This is a genomic window from Streptomyces sp. NPDC047042 (genome assembly GCF_040644035.1).
In the GTDB taxonomy this organism is placed as follows: domain Bacteria; phylum Actinomycetota; class Actinomycetes; order Streptomycetales; family Streptomycetaceae; genus Streptomyces.
Window position 1 is genome coordinate 1 of sequence record NZ_JBEYVP010000035.1, and the last position, 18,556, is coordinate 18,556.

An 18,556-nucleotide genomic window follows, 5' to 3' on the forward strand; every position below is an offset into this window, starting at 1 on the left:
CACTCCGCGCCCGACGTGCTGCGCGCGATGCGGCGCTTCGGTGACACCGACCGCTTCCTGGAGCTGCTACCCCCCACCCGCCGCCGTGGGGGTCAGCCCCTAAGGAGTTCACGACCATGACGGACGTATCCAGTACCGGCCCCGCTCCCGGCGACGACCGCAAGGTGCTCACCAACCGGCAGGGCCACCCCGTCTACGACAACCAGAACCAGCGCACGGTCGGCGCCCGGGGCCCCGCCACGCTGGAGAACTACCAGTTCCTCGAGAAGATCAGCCACTTCGACCGGGAGCGCATCCCCGAGCGGGTCGTGCACGCGCGCGGGGTCCTCGCGTACGGCTACTTCGAGGCGTACGGCAGCTGGGGCGACGAGCCGATCGGCCGGTACACCCGCGCCAAGCTCTTCCAGGAGCGCGGCCGGCGCACCGATCTCGCCGTGCGCTTCTCCACCGTGATCGGCGGCCGGGACTCCTCCGAGGCCGCCCGGGACCCGCGGGGCTTCGCGGTGAAGTTCTACACGGAGGACGGCAACTGGGACATGGTCGGCAACAACCTGGGAGTCTTCTTCATCCGGGACGCGATCAAGTTCCCCGACGTCATCCACGCCCTCAAGCCCGACCCGGTGACCTTCTAACAGCAGCCGAAGCGCATCTTCGACTTCATGTCGCAGACGCCGGAGGCGATGCACATGCTGGTCAACCTGTTCAGCCCGCGCGGCATCCCGGCCGACTACCGCCATATGCAGGGCTTCGGCGTCAACACCTACAAGTGGGTCAACGACGAGGGCCGCACCGTGCTGGTGAAGTACCACTGGATGCCGAGGCAGGGCGTACGCAGCATGACCGAGGAGGACGCCGCGAACGTCCAGGCGGAGTCGCTCGGCCACGCGACCAAGGACCTCTACGAGGCGGTGGCCCGCGGCGATCACCCCGAGTGGGAACTCCTCGTGCAACTGATGGACGACCACGACCACCCGGAGCTGGACTTCGACCCGCTGGACGACACCAAGACCTGGCCGGAGCAGGACTTCCCGCCCCGGCCCGTCGGACGGATGGTGCTCGACCGCATGCCCGAGGACTTCTTCGCGGAGAACGAGCAGATCTCCTTCGGAACCGGTGTCCTCGTCGACGGACTGGACTTCTCCGACGACAAGATGCTGGTCGGCCGCACCTTCTCCTACAGCGACACCCAGCGCTACCGGGTCGGCCCCAACTATCTCCAGCTGCCCGTCAACCAGGCCAAGAACGCCGATGTGCGCACCAACCAGCGCGACGGACTGATGGCTCACCACCAGGACGGCGGAGGGGAGAACCCGAGCGTCAACTACGAGCCGTCGATCACCGGCGGCCTGCGCGAGGGCGAGTACCCGACGCACGACGAGCAGGGGCCCGAGATCCACGGCAGGCTGACGCGCAAGCGCATCCCCCGCACCAACGACTACCTGCAGGCCGGTCAGCGCTATCTGCTGATGGAGCGGTGGGAGCGCGACGACCTGGTCAGGAACCTCACCGCCGCGCTGGCGCAGTGCGACCGGCCGGTCCAGGAACGCATGGTGTGGCACTTCCTGCTCGCCGAGAACGACCTCGGCCAACGGATCGGGCAAGGTCTCGGCATCAGCGCGGACGAGGTGGCGCACCTGGAGCCGCTGGCGAGCCAGGACCTCAGCGACGACGACCGCAAGCGCCTCGCGAACCTCGGCGAGAACCCGCCGCGCGACGTGGAGGGACTCACCATGACGCACTGCGTGCCCGACGAACGGCACGTCGTGACCCGGTAAGCAAGCAGGGCGCCGGGCGCGGCGGGTGACGGGCGCCCGGCGCTCGCGCGCCGGACCCGGCGACTCGCCCCCGCGACAGGGTTGTGTCGCGGTCCAGGGGTACTCGCCCGGTGACGGCGTCCACTCGGGCGCCCCGAGGGAAGGTCTCGGCTCCCATGACCACGCACGCCCGCACTTCGAGCACCACCCGAACTCCTGTGCAACAGGCCGCGCTGCTGGTGGGCGCGGTGTTCCTGCTGGTGGGAATCCTGGGATTCATCCCGGGGATCACCACGGACTACGGCACGATGAAGTTCGCCTCCCACGACTCCGGCGCCCAACTGCTGGGGATCTTCCAGGTCTCCGTCCTGCACAACCTGGTCCACCTGGCCTTCGGCGTGGCAGGTGTGGCCATGGCCCGCACGGCCTCCGGGGCCCGCACCTATCTGCTGGCCGGCGGAGCCGTCTATCTGCTGCTGTGGCTGTACGGACTGTTCGTCGGCCACGACAGCGCCGCCAACTTCGTGCCCCTGGACACGGCCGACAACCGGCTGCACTTCGTCCTCGCTATCGGCATGATCGGCCTGGGCGCACTGCTGACCCGTCCCCGTACCACCGCCCTACCGAGGTGATCGCCATGATCTCCAAGAAGTCCCTCTGGACGATGGGCGCCGGACTCGCCGCGGCGGCCGTCGTCGTCCGCCGGTCGCAGACGCAGCCGCTGGTACCGGCCGACGAACGCTGGCTGAAGGTCACGGTCAACCGTGAACCGGGTGACATACCGGCCGACAAGCTGCCCTCACCGCTCCAGGACTACGGCGACCGGATCGAGACGCGCGTCAGCGCGGCGCCCGGGGACCGCGGCACGGAACTGGCCGTACGGCTCAGGGAACCGCTGCCGGACGTCATGGGTTCCATGCCGGCCAGGCTCGCCGGCCTGGACCCGCGCCAGGACCTGCGCCGCGCCCTGCGTGACGCCAAGGCCCTCCTCGAGGGCGGCGAGGTCCTTGAACCCGACGAACCCACCACCCACGACACGCCCGGCGGCAGGCTCGTCGGGGTGCTGACCCGACGCGCGCGGGGGGAGGGAATGCTGTGAAGGCCCTGTGCTGGGAAGGCGTGAACAAGCTCGCGGTCGAAGAGGTCTCCGATCCCGTCATGCACAACGACCAGGACGTGATCGTCCGCATGATCGCGGGCACCACCTGCGGCTCCGATCTCCATCTCATCGGCGGCTACATCCCCTTCATGCGGTCCGGGGACGTCATCGGCCACGAGTTCCTCGGCGAGGTCGTGGAAGCGGGGCCCGGCGTGCGACGGCACTCGGTGGGCGACCGGGTGGTGGTCTCCTCGTTCGTCGGCTGCGGACGCTGCTGGTACTGCACCCACGACCTGTGGTCGCTGTGCGACAACACCAACACCAACCCCGGGATCGGACAGGCCCTCTTCGGGGCCGACACCGCCGGTATCTTCGGCTACTCCCACGCCATGGGCGGACTGCGCGGCAGCCACGCCGAGTACGTGCGCGTCCCGTACGCGGACTACGGGGCGTTCAAGGTGCCGGATGGCGTCGACGACACGAGCGCCCTGTTCGTGTCCGACTCGGCGCCGACCGGCTGGATGGGCGCCGACCTGGCGGGAGTGAAGCCGGGGGACGTCGTGGCCGTCTGGGGCTGCGGAGCCGTCGGGCAGATGGCGGCGCGCGCCGCGATCCTGCTGGGCGCGGAACGGGTCATCTCCATCGACCGGATCCCGGAACGGCTGGCGATGACCGAGCGGCACATCGGCAGCGAGGTCATCGACTACACCGCGACCGACATCGGCGCCGAGTTGCGGGAACGGACCGGTGGCCGGGGACCGGACGTGTGCATCGAGGCGGTCGGGATGGAGGCGCACAGCGACAACAGCCTGGTGCACGCCTACGACCAGGTGAAACAGCAGTTGCGACTGCAGACGGACCGCCCCACCGCCGTCCGTGAGGCCATCCACGCCTGCCGCAAGGGCGGGACGGTGTTCGTCCTGGGCGTGTTCGCGGGCGCCGTCGACAAGTTCCCGCTGGGCGCGGTGATCAACAAGGGGCTGACCGTACGGGGAGCCCAGCAGCACGGTCAGCGCTACATCCCGATGCTGCTCGACCGGCTGGCCGCAGGGGAGTTGGGCACCGCGCACCTGGCGACCCACAGCCTGTCCCTGGACGAGGCGCCGCTGGCCTACGACATGTTCAAGCAGAAGACGGACGGCTGCGTCCGTGCGGTCATCCGCCCGCAGGGCTGAGCAGGGTCCCGGCCGGCCTCGCCCGCGATGTGCGAGATGCGCTCGTCTGTGGTGGTATCGAGCCAAAGGTGCACATGTGGGCTTATGCGTGGATGCTCGGGGAACTCGGTGCTTGTCACAGTCGCAATTCTCCCGGTGGGGAACCGCACTCCGGGACGGAAGGCATTGAGGCACTCAAGGAGCTGACCGTGAGTATCTGCATCGGAGTGGAAGAGGAGTTCCACGTCCTGGAGGTGGAGAGCGGCCTGCTCGTGCCGCGCGCCGACCGGGTCCTGCGACGGTTGCCCAGGCGGACCTTCACCAGCGAACTGCACCGGTCCGCCGTGGAATCGAACAGCGGAGTGCACGGGTCCCTGCACGATCTGTACACGGACCTCTCCGGGACCCGACAGCGGCTCGACACGGCCGCCGCCTCCCTGGGGCTGGCGGTCATGGCCGCGGGCACGGCCCCGCTCGCACCCGCCGTCTCCGGGCCCCCCACCCCCGACGCCCGCTACCGCCACATGGTCGAGGAATACCGGCAGGTCGCCGACGAACAGCTCATCTGCGGAGCCCAGGTCCACGTCGACGTACCCGACCGCGACACCGCGGTGCGGGTGATGTGCGAGGTCTCTCCCTGGCTCCCCGTGCTGCTCGCGCTGTCCGCCAGCTCGCCCTTCTGGCAGGGCACCGACACCGGCTACGCCAGCTGGCGCACGATGCTCTGGCAGCGCTGGCCCACCGCCGGCCCGATCGGCTGCTTCCCGAACGCGGCCGAGTACGACGCGGCGGTGCGCGACCTGGTGCGGGCCGGGATCATCAGCGACCCCGGAATGATCTACTACGACGTACGTCCCTCCGATCATCTGCGCACCCTGGAACTGCGGATCTGCGACGCCTGCCCGCGAGCGGAGACCGTCGTGCTCATCGCCGGACTGTTCCGCGCACTGGTCACCGACGCCCGGGAGCGGCTGCGCAAGGACGACACCCCCTGCCGGGGCCGGCACGAATGGCTGCGCGGCGCCGCCTGGCGGGCCGCCCGATCCGGCCTCGAAGGCACCCTGGTCGACCCCGCCACCCATCGGGACGAGCCCGCGCGGCAGGTCGTCCGCGGGATGCTGACACGGCTGCGCCCCGCACTCGAGGCCCACGGCGACTGGCGAACCGTACGGTCCCTGACGGAGGAGGCCCTTGCCGAGGGCAGCGCCGCCGCGCGCATCCGCCGTACGGCGCGGCAGGAGGATCTGCTGGCCTGCGTCGACCTGCTGATCGGCGAAACCCGCGGCGAACGCGGAAACCGCAGGACGGCACCGCTCGGGCGCGGCAACCCTCCCCTCGCGGGCGCCGACGCGCCGGGCCCGCCGTTCGGCTCCGGAGCACCGGAGGTCATCGGCCGCTGAGATGCCGGAGAACGTCATGAGGACGGCCCGGCCCGTGATCACCACGGCCGCCGTGCGGGTCCCGTCCGCCACCCACCCGTTCAGGAGTTGTTTCGTCATGTCCAGCGACACCGGCGAAGGTGTTCATCAGGGAAGGGGCAGGCCATGTGCGGTCTGAGTGGGGAGATCCGCTTCGACGGCCGACGGCCCGACCTCACCGCCGTCGAGCGTATGAGCGACCGGCTGGCCGCCCGTGGGCCCGACGGGCAGGGCATCTGGACGCGGGGCGCGGTCGCGCTGGGACATCGCCGTCTGAAGATCATCGATCTGTCCGAACTCGGAGCACAGCCGATGACCGATGCCCGGGGCATGCTCACCGGTGTCTTCAACGGCTGCGTGTACAACTACCAGGAGCTGCGCGAGGAACTGCGGGGGCTCGGCCACCGCTTCGAGTCGACGTCCGACACCGAGGTGATCCTCAAGGCCTACCAGCAGTGGGGAACCGCCTGCGTCGAACACTTCTACGGCATGTTCGCCTTCGCCATCGTCGAGCACCGCACCGGCCGGCTCGTCCTCGGCCGTGACCGCCTCGGGATCAAGCCCCTGTATCTGGCACGGACGCCGGGCCGGCTGCGGTTCGCCTCCTCGCTGCCTGCCCTGCTCGCCGCCGGGGACGTGGACACCTCCCTCGACCCGGTGGCGCTCCACCAGTACCTGAGCTGGCACGCCACCGTGGCGGCGCCGCACACCGTCCTGGAAGGCGTCCGCAAGCTCCCGCCGGCCACCGTGCGCGTCGTGGAACCGGACGGCACCCACCGCGACCACCGCTACTGGCAGCCGTCGTACACCCGGCGGCCCGAGCACGCCGACATGGCGCCGGACGAATGGCGCGACGCGGTACTCGACGCCCTGCGCACCGCCGTACGCCGCCGGACGGTCGCCGATGTCCCGGTCGGTGTCCTGCTCTCCGGCGGACTGGACTCCAGCCTGGTCGTCGCCCTGCTCGCCGACGAGGGGCAGCACGACCTGCGGACCTTCAGCGTCGGCTTCGAGGCGGCGGGCGGAGAGGACGGCGACGAGTTCCTGTACTCGGACCTGGTCGCCCGGGAGTTCACCACCGATCACCGCCGGCTGATGATCCCCTCCGAGCGCGTGTCGGCCGCCCTTGACGGGGCCGTCGCGGCGATGAGCGAGCCGATGACCAGCCATGACGCGGTCGCCTTCTACCTGCTGTCCGAGGAGGTGGCCAAGGACGTGAAGGTCGTGCAGAGCGGCCAGGGCGCCGACGAGGTGTTCGCCGGCTACCACTGGTACCCCCGGCTGGCGGAGGTCGCCCGGGAGGACGAGCCGGAGAGGTACGCCGAGACGTACTTCGACCGCCCGCACGCCGACCTCGCCCGGATACTCGAGCCCCACATGCTGCCCGGCGACGACCCCTCGGGCCGCTTCGTCAGGGAGCACATGGCCGTGCCGGGCGCGGAGACGGCCCTGGACGCGGCGCTGCGGCTGGACACCCACGTCATGCTCGTCGACGACCCCGTCAAACGCGTCGACAACATGACCATGGCCTGGGGTCTGGAGGCCCGGGTGCCGTTCCTCGACCATGAACTGGTGGAACTCGCCGCGGCCTGCCCGCCGGAACTCAAACTGGCCGACGGAGGCAAGGGAGTGCTCAAGGCGGTCGGCCGGAAGCTCCTGCCCCCGGAGATCGTCGACCGGCCCAAGGGCTACTTCCCGGTCCCCGCCGTCAAACACATGGCGGGCCCCGTCCTGGACCGGGTGCGTGCGGCGCTCGAGGCACCCGAGGCGAAGGAACGCGGCGTCTTCCAGGCGCCGTACGTGGCCGACCTCCTGGCGGCACCCGACGAACACCGGACCAAGCGCGGAGCCAACGCCCTGTGGCAGGTGGCTCTCCTGGAGATATGGCTGCAGACGCACGGAATCAAGTGACCGACGAGCCGGGCACGCGGGCCGTGCGCACAGCGGCGGCCGCCCGGCCCTCAGCCATGGCCCGCCCCGAAACACCCGACCTCACGTCCGCCGCCCCACAGCCGCCGGACACCCGGACCCCGGACGGGTACGAGCCCGCTGCCCCCGCGCCCGTCCCGGTGCTGCTGCCCGACGCGGCAGGCCCCCGGGACGCCGTGACCCGGCTGCACGCGCACGGCTGCTGGTACCCCTCCGCCAACGCCGACGGCACCGAGGCGGCCTTCATCTGCGACCGGGGCGGGGTCCCGCAGCTGTGGGCCGGACCGGTGGACGGCGGCGAGGTGCGGCTGCTCGACTCCTCGCCCGACCCCGTCAAGGAGGTGTCCTGGTCACCGGACGGCCGCTGGATCGCCTACACCACCGCGCCGGGCGGCGGCGAGCACACCCGGGTGCTGTGCGTACGGCCCGACGGCACCGGCCGGCGCATCCTCGCGGCGGCGGATCCGTCCAGTACCGCCTACCTGGGGTGCTGGACGCACGACGGGTCGACCGTCGCCGTCACCGTCGCCGGGCCCACCGCCCCCGGCTACCAGGAGCGCACGGGACCCCCCTCGACGGACACCGATCCCGCGGGTACCCCACTCCCGCCCGACTGGACCGACCGGGACGGCCGCGCGACACTCCTCGGCGGCGCCCGCTACGACACCGGGCGGCGGCCGGCGCCCCCGCATGTCGACCTCAGAGCCGCACAGGCGCCTGCCGTCCGGCCCGGCGGCGGCCTGTCCGCCTACCTCATCGACCCCGACGGACTGGCCTCCCCGGTGCTCCTCGCCACGGAGACGCACGCCGCCACACTCCGGGTGTGCGACCTCAGCCGCGACGGCTCCCTCGCGCTGCTGCGCCGCGGGCCGCGCGGACGCCGCGAGGCGGTCGTACGGCGCACGGCCGACGCGGAGACCACCTGCACGGTGCCGGTCGCCGACGGGGACCCGTGGATCGGCAGGTTCTCCTCGGACGGGCTCACCCTGTGGCTGCGCAGCAACGCCGACCGGGAGTACGCGGCGCTGTTCGCGGTCACCCTCGACGCCGAGGGCCGGCCGGGCGAGAGGTCGGTCGTGTCCCAGCGTGAGGACCAGGAACTGGAACTGCTGGCGATGGCCCACGACGGCCGCACAGCCGTCCTCGTGTGGAACGCGCAGGGGGCCGGAGAGCTCGAACTCGTCGAAACGTTCCCGGCCCGATTCAGCCCCGACCACGCGGGCCCGGCCCGGCCCGTCTCCCTGCCGCACGAGGTCGTCACGCGTGTCGTGGCGGCCGGCCCGGGCCGCATGCTGCTCGCGCTGTCCGGTTCACGGCGCCGCCCGGGCGTCTGGTGGGCCCACGAGGGCGTGTCCCTGCTGCGCACCCCGTGGTCCTCCCGCGACGAGGACGCCGTACCACCGGGCCGCCCACCCGTCAGCCCGGTCCCCCTGCGCCTCACCGCACGGGACGGACTGCCTCTGAGCGGCTGGTACTACAGGGCACCGGGGCGCGCCCCGGCCGAGCCCGCGCCCTGCGTGATCCATCTGCACGGCGGCCCGGAGGAACAGGAACGCCCCGTCTTCAACCCGCTCTACCACGAACTGCTCGGCCGGGGGCTGGACATCTTCGCCCCCGACGTCCGCGGCTCCTCGGGACACGGCCGGTCCTTCGTCGACGCCGACCTGGGCAGCGGACGCTTCGCCGCCCTGGACGACGTCGCGGACTGCACCGCCCACGCGGTGACGGCGGGCCCGGCCGACCCGACCCGGCTGGCGGTCATGGGCCGCTCGTACGGCGGCTATCTGACCTTCGCCTCCCTCGTCTGGCATCCGGACCTCTTCCGTACCGGTGTCGCCGTCTGCGGCATGTCCGACCTCCTGACCTTCTTCGCCGGTACGGAGCCCTGGCTCGCGGAGTCGGCGTCCCACAAGTACGGCCATCCCGAGCGCGACCGCCCGCTGCTGCGCGCCCTCTCCCCGATGAACCGGATCGACGCCCTGCGTGTCCCGCTGCTCGCCGTCCACGGCGAACACGACACCAATGTGCCGGTGGGGGAGTCCGAACAGTTCGTCAGGGCCGCCCGGGAACGCGGCATCCCCGCCGAACTGCTCGCCCTGCGCGACGAGGGCCACGACTTCCTGCGCGCGGACAACCGCCGCCTGTTCCGCCGGGCCGCCGCCGACTGGCTGGAACGCCATCTCGGCGGCTGACCCGGCTGACCCGGCGGGCACGGCAGGTACGGCACACCGGTTGCGGTGCGTGGCTCACTTCAGGGCGTCACCGACCAGGGCGAGGTTCTCGATGGCCGCGATCCCGTACAGCGCCGTGGAGTTGGTGCTGATCCAGGGGGCGTCGCTGCCCGCGTTGAGGACGGTCGGACCGCTGATCTTCGTGGTTGCCCATGAGGTGCTCGCGTCCGGGTAGCCGTCGCCCACGGCGAACTTGTTCCAGGCCCGGGCGGCGAGCGCGGCCTCGCCGGTCTGGCTCGCCGCGTACGCGTCCAAGCGGGAGTGCCCCTGGACCAGGCTCACCTTGAAGCTCGTGCCGTAGCGGGCCTTCTGCTCGGCGGAGGTGGCGTTGTAGTAGCGGCAGTAGTCCAGCCAGGCGGCCCGGAAGCCGGGGATGTCGCTCTCGTCGAGGGCGCCGATCAGCTCGGTCGCCAGTTCGGGCAGGCCGAAGCTCGCGGAGAGATGGGAGACCGCGACGACCGGCGAGCTCTGGATGGCGAAGGCGCCCGTGTCGAGGTCGTAGAGCCCGCTCCCCTGGACGAAACCATTGGGCTGGGCGGCGATCGTCGAGGCGCTGGCCAGCAGCTTCTTCCTCGCCGTACGCCACTTGGGGCCGCGCCGCTCCCACTCCGTCCACCATGCCCAGCCGAGCCCGCTCCAGTCCGTGCCGAAGCCGATGGACAGGGCGTGCCGGTCGCCCGGGGTGTAGCCGTCGGTGCGGACCTTGCGGTTGGGATCCAGGGCCAGGAAGGTCTGGTCCGCGTCGACCTGGGCGTGCATCAGGTCGCCGGTGCGCTCGTCGCCGGTGAGGTAGTAGAAGAGCCGGCGGTAGACGGGCGTCGAGATACGCACCTGCTTGGCGCTGTCACCGAAGTGCTGGACGCCGTGCCGGGTGCCGAGCCCCGCCCATTTCCCGAGGTGGTAGACGTCGACCTCACCGGTGTGGCGGGTCATGGCCTCGGCGAAGCGGTAGATGTCGGCGCGCCCGGAACGCAGATAGGCCAGCCACAGCCACAGGTCGGTGGAGAGCTCGGAGTTGTCCCAGGCGTAGCCGCCGACGTCGTAGCACCAGGTGTGGCGGGCCGGGTCGTAGGTGTGCTGGACGTCGCCGTAGTCCAGGAAGCCGTACCAGCGGCGCTGTTCGCGCTGGTCCTGGTAGTAGGTGAAGAGCAGGTCGAGGCGGTCCTCGACGGTCTTCCTGGCGGCGGTCGAGCGGTCCACGGGGGACCAGAGCCCGGCGAAGACACCTGCCTTGTGCAGGGTTTCGGGGGCCGCGACGAGCTGCGGCGGGGCGGTCAGCGCGTCCTTCTGCGCGACCAGCGCGTCGGCGGTGGGGGTGGCGGCGTTGGCCCACAGGTAGAGCTCGGAGGTGCGGGCGATGCCGTAGGGGGTGGCGAAGCCCGGCTCGTAGTCCTCGTAGGTGATGTTGAGCCCGGCGGTCTGCTCGTCGTAGGTGTCCTGGCCGAGGCCGTCGTGGTAGAAGCGCAGGTCGAGCGGCTGGGCCTCGGGCGACCAGAGCCACAGGGTGACGGTCGCCTCGTCGGACGCGGCGCCCCGGACGTCGAGCTGGGCGGGGTGCTTCTGCCAGAAGTCCCGCAGCCCGAAGGAGAGTCCGCCGCTGACCCCGCCGACGTAGCCGAAGCCGGGGGCGCGGGTGCCGCCGGTGGTGTGGATCCAGCCGTGACCCGCCTTGGTGCGCTTGCGGACGGTGAAGCCGTCGGCCGACAGCTGGGAGAGGGTGTAGTCGCCCCAGGCCGGGACGTACTGGAGGGCCGAGGAGACCCGGGTGTCCCAGGTGGAGATGTCCGGCAGCCGCTCGCCCTTGACCTGCGCGGTACGCACGGCCGCGCCGGGGTCGCGGCGCAGACCGGTGATGCCCTGGACGGCCTCGGTGAGGAAACCGTCGTCGGCGCCGGCGAGCCGGACATGGCGGTTGTACAGCTCGTCGGAGAGCGGGACGCGGATGCGCAGGCCCAGCCCCTTGATGAAGTCGCCGCCGGCCTTGCCCGCCTCCTGCTTGCCGTCGTACGTGATGGTGTGGACGACACGGATCGCCTCGGACCCCGCGTACAGGTAGAGCCGGATGACGAAGGGCAGCCAGGAACGGCCGCCGCGCTCGTGCTCGCCCTCGAGGCGGATGACGGCGCGCACCGGCCCCGCCTGCTCGACGGTGACGGAGCCGACGCGGCCGGTGAAACGCTCCCACCGGGTACTGGAGCCGCTGCCGTCGAAGTCGTCGTCGATCTCCGGCTGGCGCAGCACGACCAGTTCGGCCTTGCTCGCGATCCTGGCGTCGCCGCGCCTGATGCCGCGGATGACGTCGTGTGCGCCGGACTTGGAGATGCTGACCTGGATGACGCCGGTGTCGACGTCGATCGTGCCGCCCTTGGTGTCCACGGTGAGCGCGGTGCCCGCCTGCGCGGGCGCGCCCGGCGCCAGGGTGTAGCCCTCGGCGGGCGCAGCGGTGGTGCCGACCGCGTGGGCGGTCCACTTCAGGGTGCCGTCGGGCCAGTAGGCGGTGGGCCAGGACTGCACGGGGACAGCGGTGCCGTCGCCGGCGGTGAGGGCAAAGGCCTCACCGGCGCTGACCGCGCCCTGGGGCCAGGCCACGCCGAAGGTGGTGCCCGGGGTCTCGGCGGGGGTGCCGCCCTCCAGCCAGGTCAGCTTCACCGGGTCGGCGGAGGTGGCTTCGGCCGGCGCCGCAGCGGCCGGGTCGGCGGCGAGGGCCCAGGAGAGCTGGGTGGCCGCGACAGCCGCCGCTGCCGCCTTGAGGGCGTCTCTGCGCGAGATCTCAGCCACGGTGACCGCCCCCGAGCCGCCAGACGCGGAAGTCGCTGATGTGGAAGTGACTCCAGGTGGTGCGGAAGGCGAACCAGCCGCTCGTGTAAGGGTCCTCGTCGGTGTAGTCGAAGACCAGCTCGCCGTTGTCCCAGTACTGGACGCGCTTGCCGTCGGAGACCAGCCGGACGCGGTTGGGCTCGTTCGCGGTGAGCAGCGGCGAGGTGTAGTCGTAGATCAGCGGCCGGGAGCCCGGCACGCCGACGTAACGGCGAAGGCGGGTGGTGGTGTTGGAGTTCGCGCCGAGTCCCGCGTAGTACGTGGTGAGCTGGTCGTAGTCGGCGAGGGCGCCACTGCGGGGGTTGGCGAACAGGTTCTCCGGGGAGCGCGGATCGCGCGCGTTCCAGAAGGAGTTGAGGTCGCTGACCCGGTCGTTGGCGCCGCCGGCCGAGACGGGGGTCGCCGTGAAGTCGATCTCGTACCGCCCGGAGAACGGCCGCTTGAACCACACCGAGGCCCCGGCGGGCACGTCGACGTCGAGCACGCCGTGCCTCGCCGTGACGCTGCCGCCCTTCTCCAGCTCGGTCGACCACTGGCCGGTGCCGTGCCGGAAGTCGTCGCGGGCCAGCAACTGGCGGTGGTGATACGGGCCTTGGCCGTTCGGAGCGGCGGCGGCGCCGGTCGACAGTGCGGTGGTGACCGCGGCGGCGAGGCTCACCACAACGGTGGCCCAGGTGTAGCGCATCGGAAGATCCCTTTCTGTGGACGGCTGAAGCGTACGGAAACCAACGCTTCCGATCGGCAAATGCCACAGAAGTGAAAAGAAGCGTTCATGATCAAGGGAGTTCGCGGTCGAATCCCACATGGTGGGACCGAATGTGACCTGCTGTTACAGCTTCATGATCATCGGCTGTCGATCTCCGCGCGGCGCCCCTCGGGCGGGCAGGCTGGCGCACATCCCTCCCCGAACCCCCCTTCGCAGCACAGGAGTTGTCCGCATGCCGTTCGACAGCCCGATCTCCCGCCGTACCGTCCTCGCCTCGGCGGCCGGACTGGCCCTGGCCCTCGCCACGCCCGTCACCGCCTCGGCCGCGGGCTTCGGCTACACCGACGACGGCACCAACTACGTCGTGGACACCGGCGCCGGCCTCGTCTTCAAGGTCGACCACACCAACGGCGACCTCTCGTCCTTCGTCTACAACGGCACCCAGTACCAGGGCTACGACGGCAAGAACTCCCACATCGAGAGCGGCCTCGGCGCCTCGACGGTCACCATCTCGACGCCCGCGACCGGAGTCGTCCTCATCAAGGTCGTCCATGGCACCCTGATCCACTACTACGCGGCGCGCAGCGGTGAGAACAACATCTACCTCTTCACCTACAAGCCCGACACCTCCGTGACCGCCAGCCGCTACATCGCCCGCCTCAAGCCGGGCATCTTCCCCACCACCTATCCCGACACCTGGTCCAACTCGGACACGGTCATCGAGTCCGCCGACGTCTTCGCCAAGGCCGACGGCACCACCCGGTCCAAGCACTTCGCCAACCTGCGGACCATCGACTACGACTACTTCGGCTTCAGTGCCTCCGCCGCCTCGATCTGGGTTGTGCGCTCCACCAAGGAGAAGGACTCCGGCGGCCCGTTCGTCCGTCAACTCCTGCGCCACGGCAACGAGTCGGGCGCGGGCCTCTACGAGCACCTCTACTACGCCGAGGGGCAGACGGAGGCCGAGCGCTTCGGCCTGCACGGCCCGTACGTCCTCGCCTTCACGGACGGATCGGCGCCGACCTCCGCCGTTTCCGGCCGCGACAACACCGCCTGGGTGGACGCGCTCGGCCTCACCGGCTGGACCGGCGCGAGCGGTCGCGGGCGGATCGTCGGCAACGGGCTCGCGGGGCGCGACACCTCGTACCCCTACGTCGTGGGCGTCTCCAACTCCGCTGCCCAGTACTGGGCGAAGGTGGACGTGAGCACCGGCAAGTACTCGGTCAAGGGCATCCTCCCCGGCACCTACACCCTCACCGTCTACAAGGGCGAACTCGCCGTGCACACGGAGAACGTCACGGTCACCGCGGGCGCGGCCACGACCCTGCACACCATCACGCTCACCGGCGACCCCTCCGCCGACCCCGCCATCTGGCGCATCGGCGACTGGAACGGCACCCCGGCCGGCTTCAAGAACGCCTCCCTGATCACCTACGCCCACCCCTCCGACTCACGCGCCGCCGCCTGGACCGCCGGCACCTACGTGATCGGCGGTTCGGCTGCCTCGGCCTGGCCCGCCTACCAGTTCAAGGAGATCAACCAGGGCCTGCAGATCTCCTTCACCCTCACCGCCGCCCAGGCCGCCGCCGACCGCACCCTGCGCATCGGCATCACCACCGCCAAGGCGGGCGGACGCCCCCAGATCACCGTCAACAACACCTGGACGTCCGCGATCCCGGCCGCCGCCACCGAGCCGTCCACCCGCACCCTGACCGTCGGCAGCTACCGCGGCAACAACCACACGTACGAATACGTGATCCCCGCCGCCCAGCTGCTCGCCGGCACCAACACCCTGCGCATCGACGCCGCGAGCGGCTCGGCGGGCGGCGGGGGATACCTCAGCCCCAGCTACGGCTTCGACGCCCTCGACCTGCTCTGAGGGCACGACCGGGGGACGCGGCGGGGCGGGTCCTCAGGACCCGCCGCGCTCGCGGGGGAGCTTCTCCCCGGCCTCGATCGCCACGGGCAGCCGGTTCTCGGCCGGCGGCAGCGGGCAGGTGGCCAGGTCGGTGTAGGCGCACGGCAGGTTGGTCGCCCGGTTGAAGTCCAGGACGAGAGTGCCGTCGGCGGCGGGCGGGGCGAGGGAGAGAGACCGGTTGGCCGCGTACGTGGTGACCCCGGAGGTCGCGTCGGTGAACAGCACCATCAGGCTTCCGGGGCCGTGTCCGGGGAACGCGGTCAACGACAGGGGGCGGCCGTCCAGTTCGAACTCCACCCGGCCCGGGGCGTCGTACACATGCTCGAGGCCCTCGACCGCCGCGCCCACGGTCGTCGGCCGCGGCTCGTCGAAGGCCGTGTAGCGGCCCGTCACCACCCAGCGGCGCTGTGGGGCGTACGCGGGCGTGCCGGTGAAGGCGGTGCGCAACGGGGTGTCCGGGTGCCGGGGACGGACGATGTCCTGCCCACCGCGCTTGGCCACCTCGATCACGGCGTCGCCCCACACCGCGTTGACTCCGCCGCGCTCCGGGAGCACCCCGAAGCGGTGCTCGCCATGGACGGCGGTGCCGTCGACGACCAGCTCCTCGTCCTCGTCGAGGACCACCACGACCCCGTCGGCGCCGGTCGACCAGGCACCCGGCGCGTCGGGGAAACGCTGCGGTTCGTCGCTGAGCCAGTGCAGGCCGGTGATCGCGAGGAACCCGTGCGGGTCGGCGAGCCGTGCCTCCTGTGCGGTGTGCCACTCCTGCCACTCGCGGGTGAACGCGGACAGGTCTGTGGTGGTGTCCTGAACGGTCATGCGTGCTCCTTCTCGGCGGATGAAGGGCTCGTCGGCGGTACCTCGAAACGCCGTCACGCACGGTTGGGCGCGGACGGGGAGGAAGGACGAGAGGACGTTGCGAAAATCGGGTTTCCGCAGGTCAGCCGTGACACAGGCAGCTACTGACGCGCTGCAGGTCGATGTGGCGACGACGGGAGAAACGGGAACGCGCCGCCGCGGTCGCGCCGACGGGAGAGGAGCTGCCGCTGTGCCGCACGCCCACCCCTCCGTATGCCGGTCCGCGCTTGACGCCGACGCCCAATACTCGTTGAAACTTTATGGATCGCCGTCGTATTCCGTCAATGACGGACAGCCGGGTGGGCCGTCCGGGTCGTCTCACCTGATGGTCCGTCGCATTGACATCCCTCGGCGGGGCATGCCTAACTTGCGGCGCAGACCAAGTTGCCCCCCAGGGCCGGAGAAGTGATGGTGACAGTGATGTACGCAGCTGACGGGACGGCCGCGCCGCGGCGCCTCGGCCGCGTTCTGCTGTGCACGGACCGCTCCGTCGACCTGCTGCGCGTCAACAGTGCCCTCTGTAGGGCTTCTTCCCGCACCCTCTGTCGAGGCTGACGGTTTTCTGAGGCTCAGCCGAGCCCGACGTTTCCGAGTCTTCGACTCGTCGACGACCACCGCTCTCGCGGTGTGCCCTCTTCCCGCCCAGTTCCCGTTCCGCGTGCACCCCCGTGCGGCGACTCGTGCCGAGCCGCTCCCGGGTGGCGCGGTGCTGCCGCCTTTCGCGGTCCTGGGTGGCCAACACCGCTGGAGCCCTCCATGAGCGAATCTCCCGGCATCGCTGTGTCCTCCGGATCAGCGCCACCCGCCGAGGCGACACCCCGTCCCGCCGGCCCGGATGCCCCCGACATCCCCGAGACCGTCGACACCCCGGCCGCACCGAAGCCCCTGTCCGCCCAACGGGTCCTGCCCATCCGGCGTCCCGGCCGCTGGATCCTCACGACCGTCGTCCTCGTGCTGGTCGCGCAGATCATCCACGGACTGGCGACCAACCCCTTCTACCAGTGGGACCGGTTCCAGTACTGGTTCCTGCGCCCGACAGTCCTCGACGGTCTCCTCATCACCCTCGAAGTGACGCTGTTCAGCGCGGTGTTGGGCCTGCTCGGCGGAATTCTGCTCGCCCTGGCCCGACTCTCCGGGAGCCCCGTACTGCGTGCGGTGAGCTGGATCTACATCTGGCTGTTCCGCTCGGTCCCGCTCATCGTCGTCCTGCTCTTCCTGTACAACTTCAGCGCGCTATACCAGACGCTGAGCCTGGGCGTCCCCTTCGGCCCGGCGTTCTTCACCTTCGACGAGTCGCGCCTGGCCACCGACATGGTCGTCGCCGTCGTCGGACTCAGCCTCAACGAGGCGGCCTACGCGGCGGAGGTCGTCCGCGGCGGCATCCTCTCCGTCGACCAGGGCCAGCACGAGGCGGCCTCCGCACTCGGCCTGCCGAAGCGGTACCAGTTCGCGAAGATCGTCTTCCCGCAGGCGCTGCGCTCCATCACCCCGAACTACGTCAACCAGCTGATCGGCCTGATCAAGGCCACCTCGCTGGTCTTCTACGTGTCCCTGCTCGACCTCTTCGGCACCGTGCAGAGCATGGGCAGCACCTACCCCGGCGACATCGTGCCGCTGCTGCTGGTCGCCACCGTCTGGTACCTGATCCTCACCAGCGTCGTGTCCGTCATCCAGTTCTACGTCGAGCGGTACTACGCCCGGGGTGCCACCCGCACCCTGCCGCCGACACCGTTGCAGAAACTGCGGGCCGGGGTCACCGACCTCCGCGCCCGCATCCGCAAGGAGGCCGCCGTATGACCGCCGGAACGCTGACCGACACGGCCGCCACCGTCGAGGTGCACGACGTACACAAGTGGTACGGCACCCACCGGGTGCTGAACGGTGTCGACCTGACCGTGCGGCCCGGTGAGGTCACCGTGATCCTCGGCCCGTCCGGCTCGGGCAAGTCCACCCTGCTCAGGGTGATCAACCACCTGGAGAAGCCCGAGATCGGCCATGTCAGCGTCAACGGCGAGCTGATCGGCGTACGCCGGCACGGCGACCGTCTGAAGGAGCTGAGCGAGCGGACGATCCTCACCCAGCGCAGCCGTATCGGCTTCGTCTTCCAGAACTTCAACCTCTTCCCGCATCTGACCGTGCTGGACAACGTGGCCGCGGCCCCGGTGGCGACCGGAAAGCTCGGCAAGGAGGAGTCCGCCGAACTCGCGCGCGAACTCCTCGGCCGCGTCGGGCTGGCCGACAAGGTGGCCGCCTACCCACGGCAGTTGTCGGGCGGCCAGCAGCAGCGTGTGGCGATCGCCCGCGCCCTCGCCCTGCGCCCCGGCGTCATCCTCTTCGACGAACCGACCTCCGCCCTCGATCCCGAACTGGTCGGCGAGGTGCAGGCCGTCATCAAGGACCTGGCCGGCAGCGGCACCACCCTCGTCATCGTCACCCACGAGATCGGCTTCGCCCGTGAGATCGCCGACCGGGTGGTCTTCATGGACGGCGGCCGGATCATCGAACAGGGCCCGCCCGCCGAGGTGTTGGACCACCCGAAACAGGAGCGGACCAGGGACTTCCTGAGCAAGGTCCTCTGACCCCACCCGAGCTCCTCCCCAAGCCCGCGGTCCACCCGGACCGCCCCCCCCACACACCCTCGCCGCACAACCGACAAGGAAAACAAGGACAGC

General features: G+C 70.8%; 13 protein-coding genes and 1 pseudogene. 10 read left to right on the forward strand and 4 right to left on the reverse strand.

Features of this window, described 5'->3' with window-relative positions; all coding sequences use genetic code 11:
* The first annotated feature begins 116 nt into the window (after positions 1–116).
* From ABZ855_RS34575 to ABZ855_RS34605, 7 genes and pseudogenes are all read left to right on the forward strand, one after another.
* Positions 117–1,775, forward strand: a pseudogene (locus ABZ855_RS34575) (catalase).
* A 155-nt stretch (positions 1,776–1,930) separates the two neighbouring features.
* On the forward strand, positions 1,931–2,386 hold the full coding sequence (locus tag ABZ855_RS34580; RefSeq protein WP_360813593.1) for a DUF4383 domain-containing protein: 456 nt from the start codon (positions 1,931–1,933) through the stop codon (positions 2,384–2,386).
* A gap of 5 nt (positions 2,387–2,391) precedes the next feature.
* Positions 2,392–2,853, forward strand: a complete 462-nt coding sequence (locus ABZ855_RS34585) for a hypothetical protein (RefSeq protein WP_360813595.1) — start codon at positions 2,392–2,394, stop codon at positions 2,851–2,853.
* A gap of 20 nt (positions 2,854–2,873) precedes the next feature.
* A complete protein-coding gene (locus ABZ855_RS34590) occupies positions 2,874–4,028 on the forward strand; it encodes a zinc-dependent alcohol dehydrogenase (RefSeq protein ID WP_360813597.1) in 1,155 nt (384 codons plus the stop codon).
* 188 nt (positions 4,029–4,216) lie between these two features.
* Positions 4,217–5,407: a glutamate--cysteine ligase gene (locus tag ABZ855_RS34595; RefSeq protein WP_360813599.1), complete on the forward strand. Its 1,191-nt coding sequence runs from the start codon at positions 4,217–4,219 to the stop codon at positions 5,405–5,407.
* Between the two features lie 144 nt (positions 5,408–5,551).
* Positions 5,552–7,336 (forward strand): N-acetylglutaminylglutamine amidotransferase, encoded by a 1,785-nt coding sequence (locus ABZ855_RS34600; protein WP_360813601.1) that lies wholly within the window; start codon positions 5,552–5,554, stop codon positions 7,334–7,336.
* Entirely contained in the window at positions 7,309–9,546 is a 2,238-nt protein-coding gene (locus ABZ855_RS34605) for a prolyl oligopeptidase family serine peptidase (RefSeq protein WP_360813603.1), read from the forward strand. Before ABZ855_RS34600 ends, ABZ855_RS34605 begins: the two co-directional genes overlap by 28 nt.
* A gap of 54 nt (positions 9,547–9,600) precedes the next feature.
* Here the strand turns inward: ABZ855_RS34605 and ABZ855_RS34610 are convergent, their stop codons facing one another.
* Positions 9,601–12,363 carry a Tat pathway signal sequence domain protein gene (locus tag ABZ855_RS34610; protein ID WP_360813605.1) on the reverse strand — a complete coding sequence of 921 codons (2,763 nt, stop codon included), beginning with the start codon at positions 12,361–12,363 and terminating at the stop codon, positions 9,601–9,603.
* On the reverse strand, positions 12,356–13,087 hold the full coding sequence (locus ABZ855_RS34615; protein ID WP_360813607.1) for a DUF6250 domain-containing protein: 732 nt from the start codon (positions 13,085–13,087) through the stop codon (positions 12,356–12,358). Before ABZ855_RS34615 ends, ABZ855_RS34610 begins: the two co-directional genes overlap by 8 nt.
* Before the next feature lie 253 nt (positions 13,088–13,340).
* On the opposite strand from ABZ855_RS34615, the gene ABZ855_RS34620 reads away from it, so the two are divergent.
* Positions 13,341–14,987, forward strand: coding sequence for a rhamnogalacturonan lyase B N-terminal domain-containing protein (locus ABZ855_RS34620; RefSeq protein WP_360813609.1), 1,647 nt, complete (start codon positions 13,341–13,343; stop codon positions 14,985–14,987).
* Positions 14,988–15,020: 33 nt separating this feature from the next.
* Here ABZ855_RS34620 and ABZ855_RS34625 read toward each other — a convergent pair whose 3' ends face one another.
* Positions 15,021–15,845, reverse strand: coding sequence for a DUF1684 domain-containing protein (locus tag ABZ855_RS34625; RefSeq protein ID WP_360813611.1), 825 nt, complete (start codon positions 15,843–15,845; stop codon positions 15,021–15,023).
* 121 nt (positions 15,846–15,966) lie between these two features.
* Complete coding sequence (locus tag ABZ855_RS34630; RefSeq protein WP_360813613.1) at positions 15,967–16,206, reverse strand: putative leader peptide; 240 nt, start codon at positions 16,204–16,206, stop codon at positions 15,967–15,969.
* A 434-nt stretch (positions 16,207–16,640) separates the two neighbouring features.
* Between ABZ855_RS34630 and ABZ855_RS34635 the strand changes: the two genes are divergently transcribed.
* Both ABZ855_RS34635 and ABZ855_RS34640 read left to right on the forward strand, forming a co-directional pair.
* The gene (locus ABZ855_RS34635; RefSeq protein WP_360813615.1) at positions 16,641–17,681 is read left to right on the forward strand and encodes an amino acid ABC transporter permease; all 1,041 of its coding nucleotides are present in this window, start codon (positions 16,641–16,643) and stop codon (positions 17,679–17,681) included.
* Positions 17,678–18,463 (forward strand): amino acid ABC transporter ATP-binding protein, encoded by a 786-nt coding sequence (locus tag ABZ855_RS34640; protein ID WP_360813617.1) that lies wholly within the window; start codon positions 17,678–17,680, stop codon positions 18,461–18,463. Before ABZ855_RS34635 ends, ABZ855_RS34640 begins: the two co-directional genes overlap by 4 nt.
* Positions 18,464–18,556: the final 93 nt, after the last annotated feature.

What these genes read in the sequence shown, in the direction of transcription:
- ABZ855_RS34580 (WP_360813593.1), top strand. Translation starts at nt 1,931, where the DNA reads ATGACCACGCACGCCCGCACTTCGAGCACCACCCGAACTCCTGTGCAA.
- ABZ855_RS34585 (WP_360813595.1), top strand. Translation starts at nt 2,392, where the DNA reads ATGATCTCCAAGAAGTCCCTCTGGACGATGGGCGCCGGACTCGCCGCG.
- ABZ855_RS34600 (WP_360813601.1), top strand. Translation starts at nt 5,552, where the DNA reads ATGTGCGGTCTGAGTGGGGAGATCCGCTTCGACGGCCGACGGCCCGAC.
- ABZ855_RS34605 (WP_360813603.1), top strand. Translation starts at nt 7,309, where the DNA reads ATGGCTGCAGACGCACGGAATCAAGTGACCGACGAGCCGGGCACGCGG.
- ABZ855_RS34615 (WP_360813607.1), bottom strand. Translation starts at nt 13,087, where the DNA reads ATGCGCTACACCTGGGCCACCGTTGTGGTGAGCCTCGCCGCCGCGGTC.
- ABZ855_RS34620 (WP_360813609.1), top strand. Translation starts at nt 13,341, where the DNA reads ATGCCGTTCGACAGCCCGATCTCCCGCCGTACCGTCCTCGCCTCGGCG.
- ABZ855_RS34625 (WP_360813611.1), bottom strand. Translation starts at nt 15,845, where the DNA reads ATGACCGTTCAGGACACCACCACAGACCTGTCCGCGTTCACCCGCGAG.
- ABZ855_RS34635 (WP_360813615.1), top strand. Translation starts at nt 16,641, where the DNA reads ATGAGCGAATCTCCCGGCATCGCTGTGTCCTCCGGATCAGCGCCACCC.
- ABZ855_RS34640 (WP_360813617.1), top strand. Translation starts at nt 17,678, where the DNA reads ATGACCGCCGGAACGCTGACCGACACGGCCGCCACCGTCGAGGTGCAC.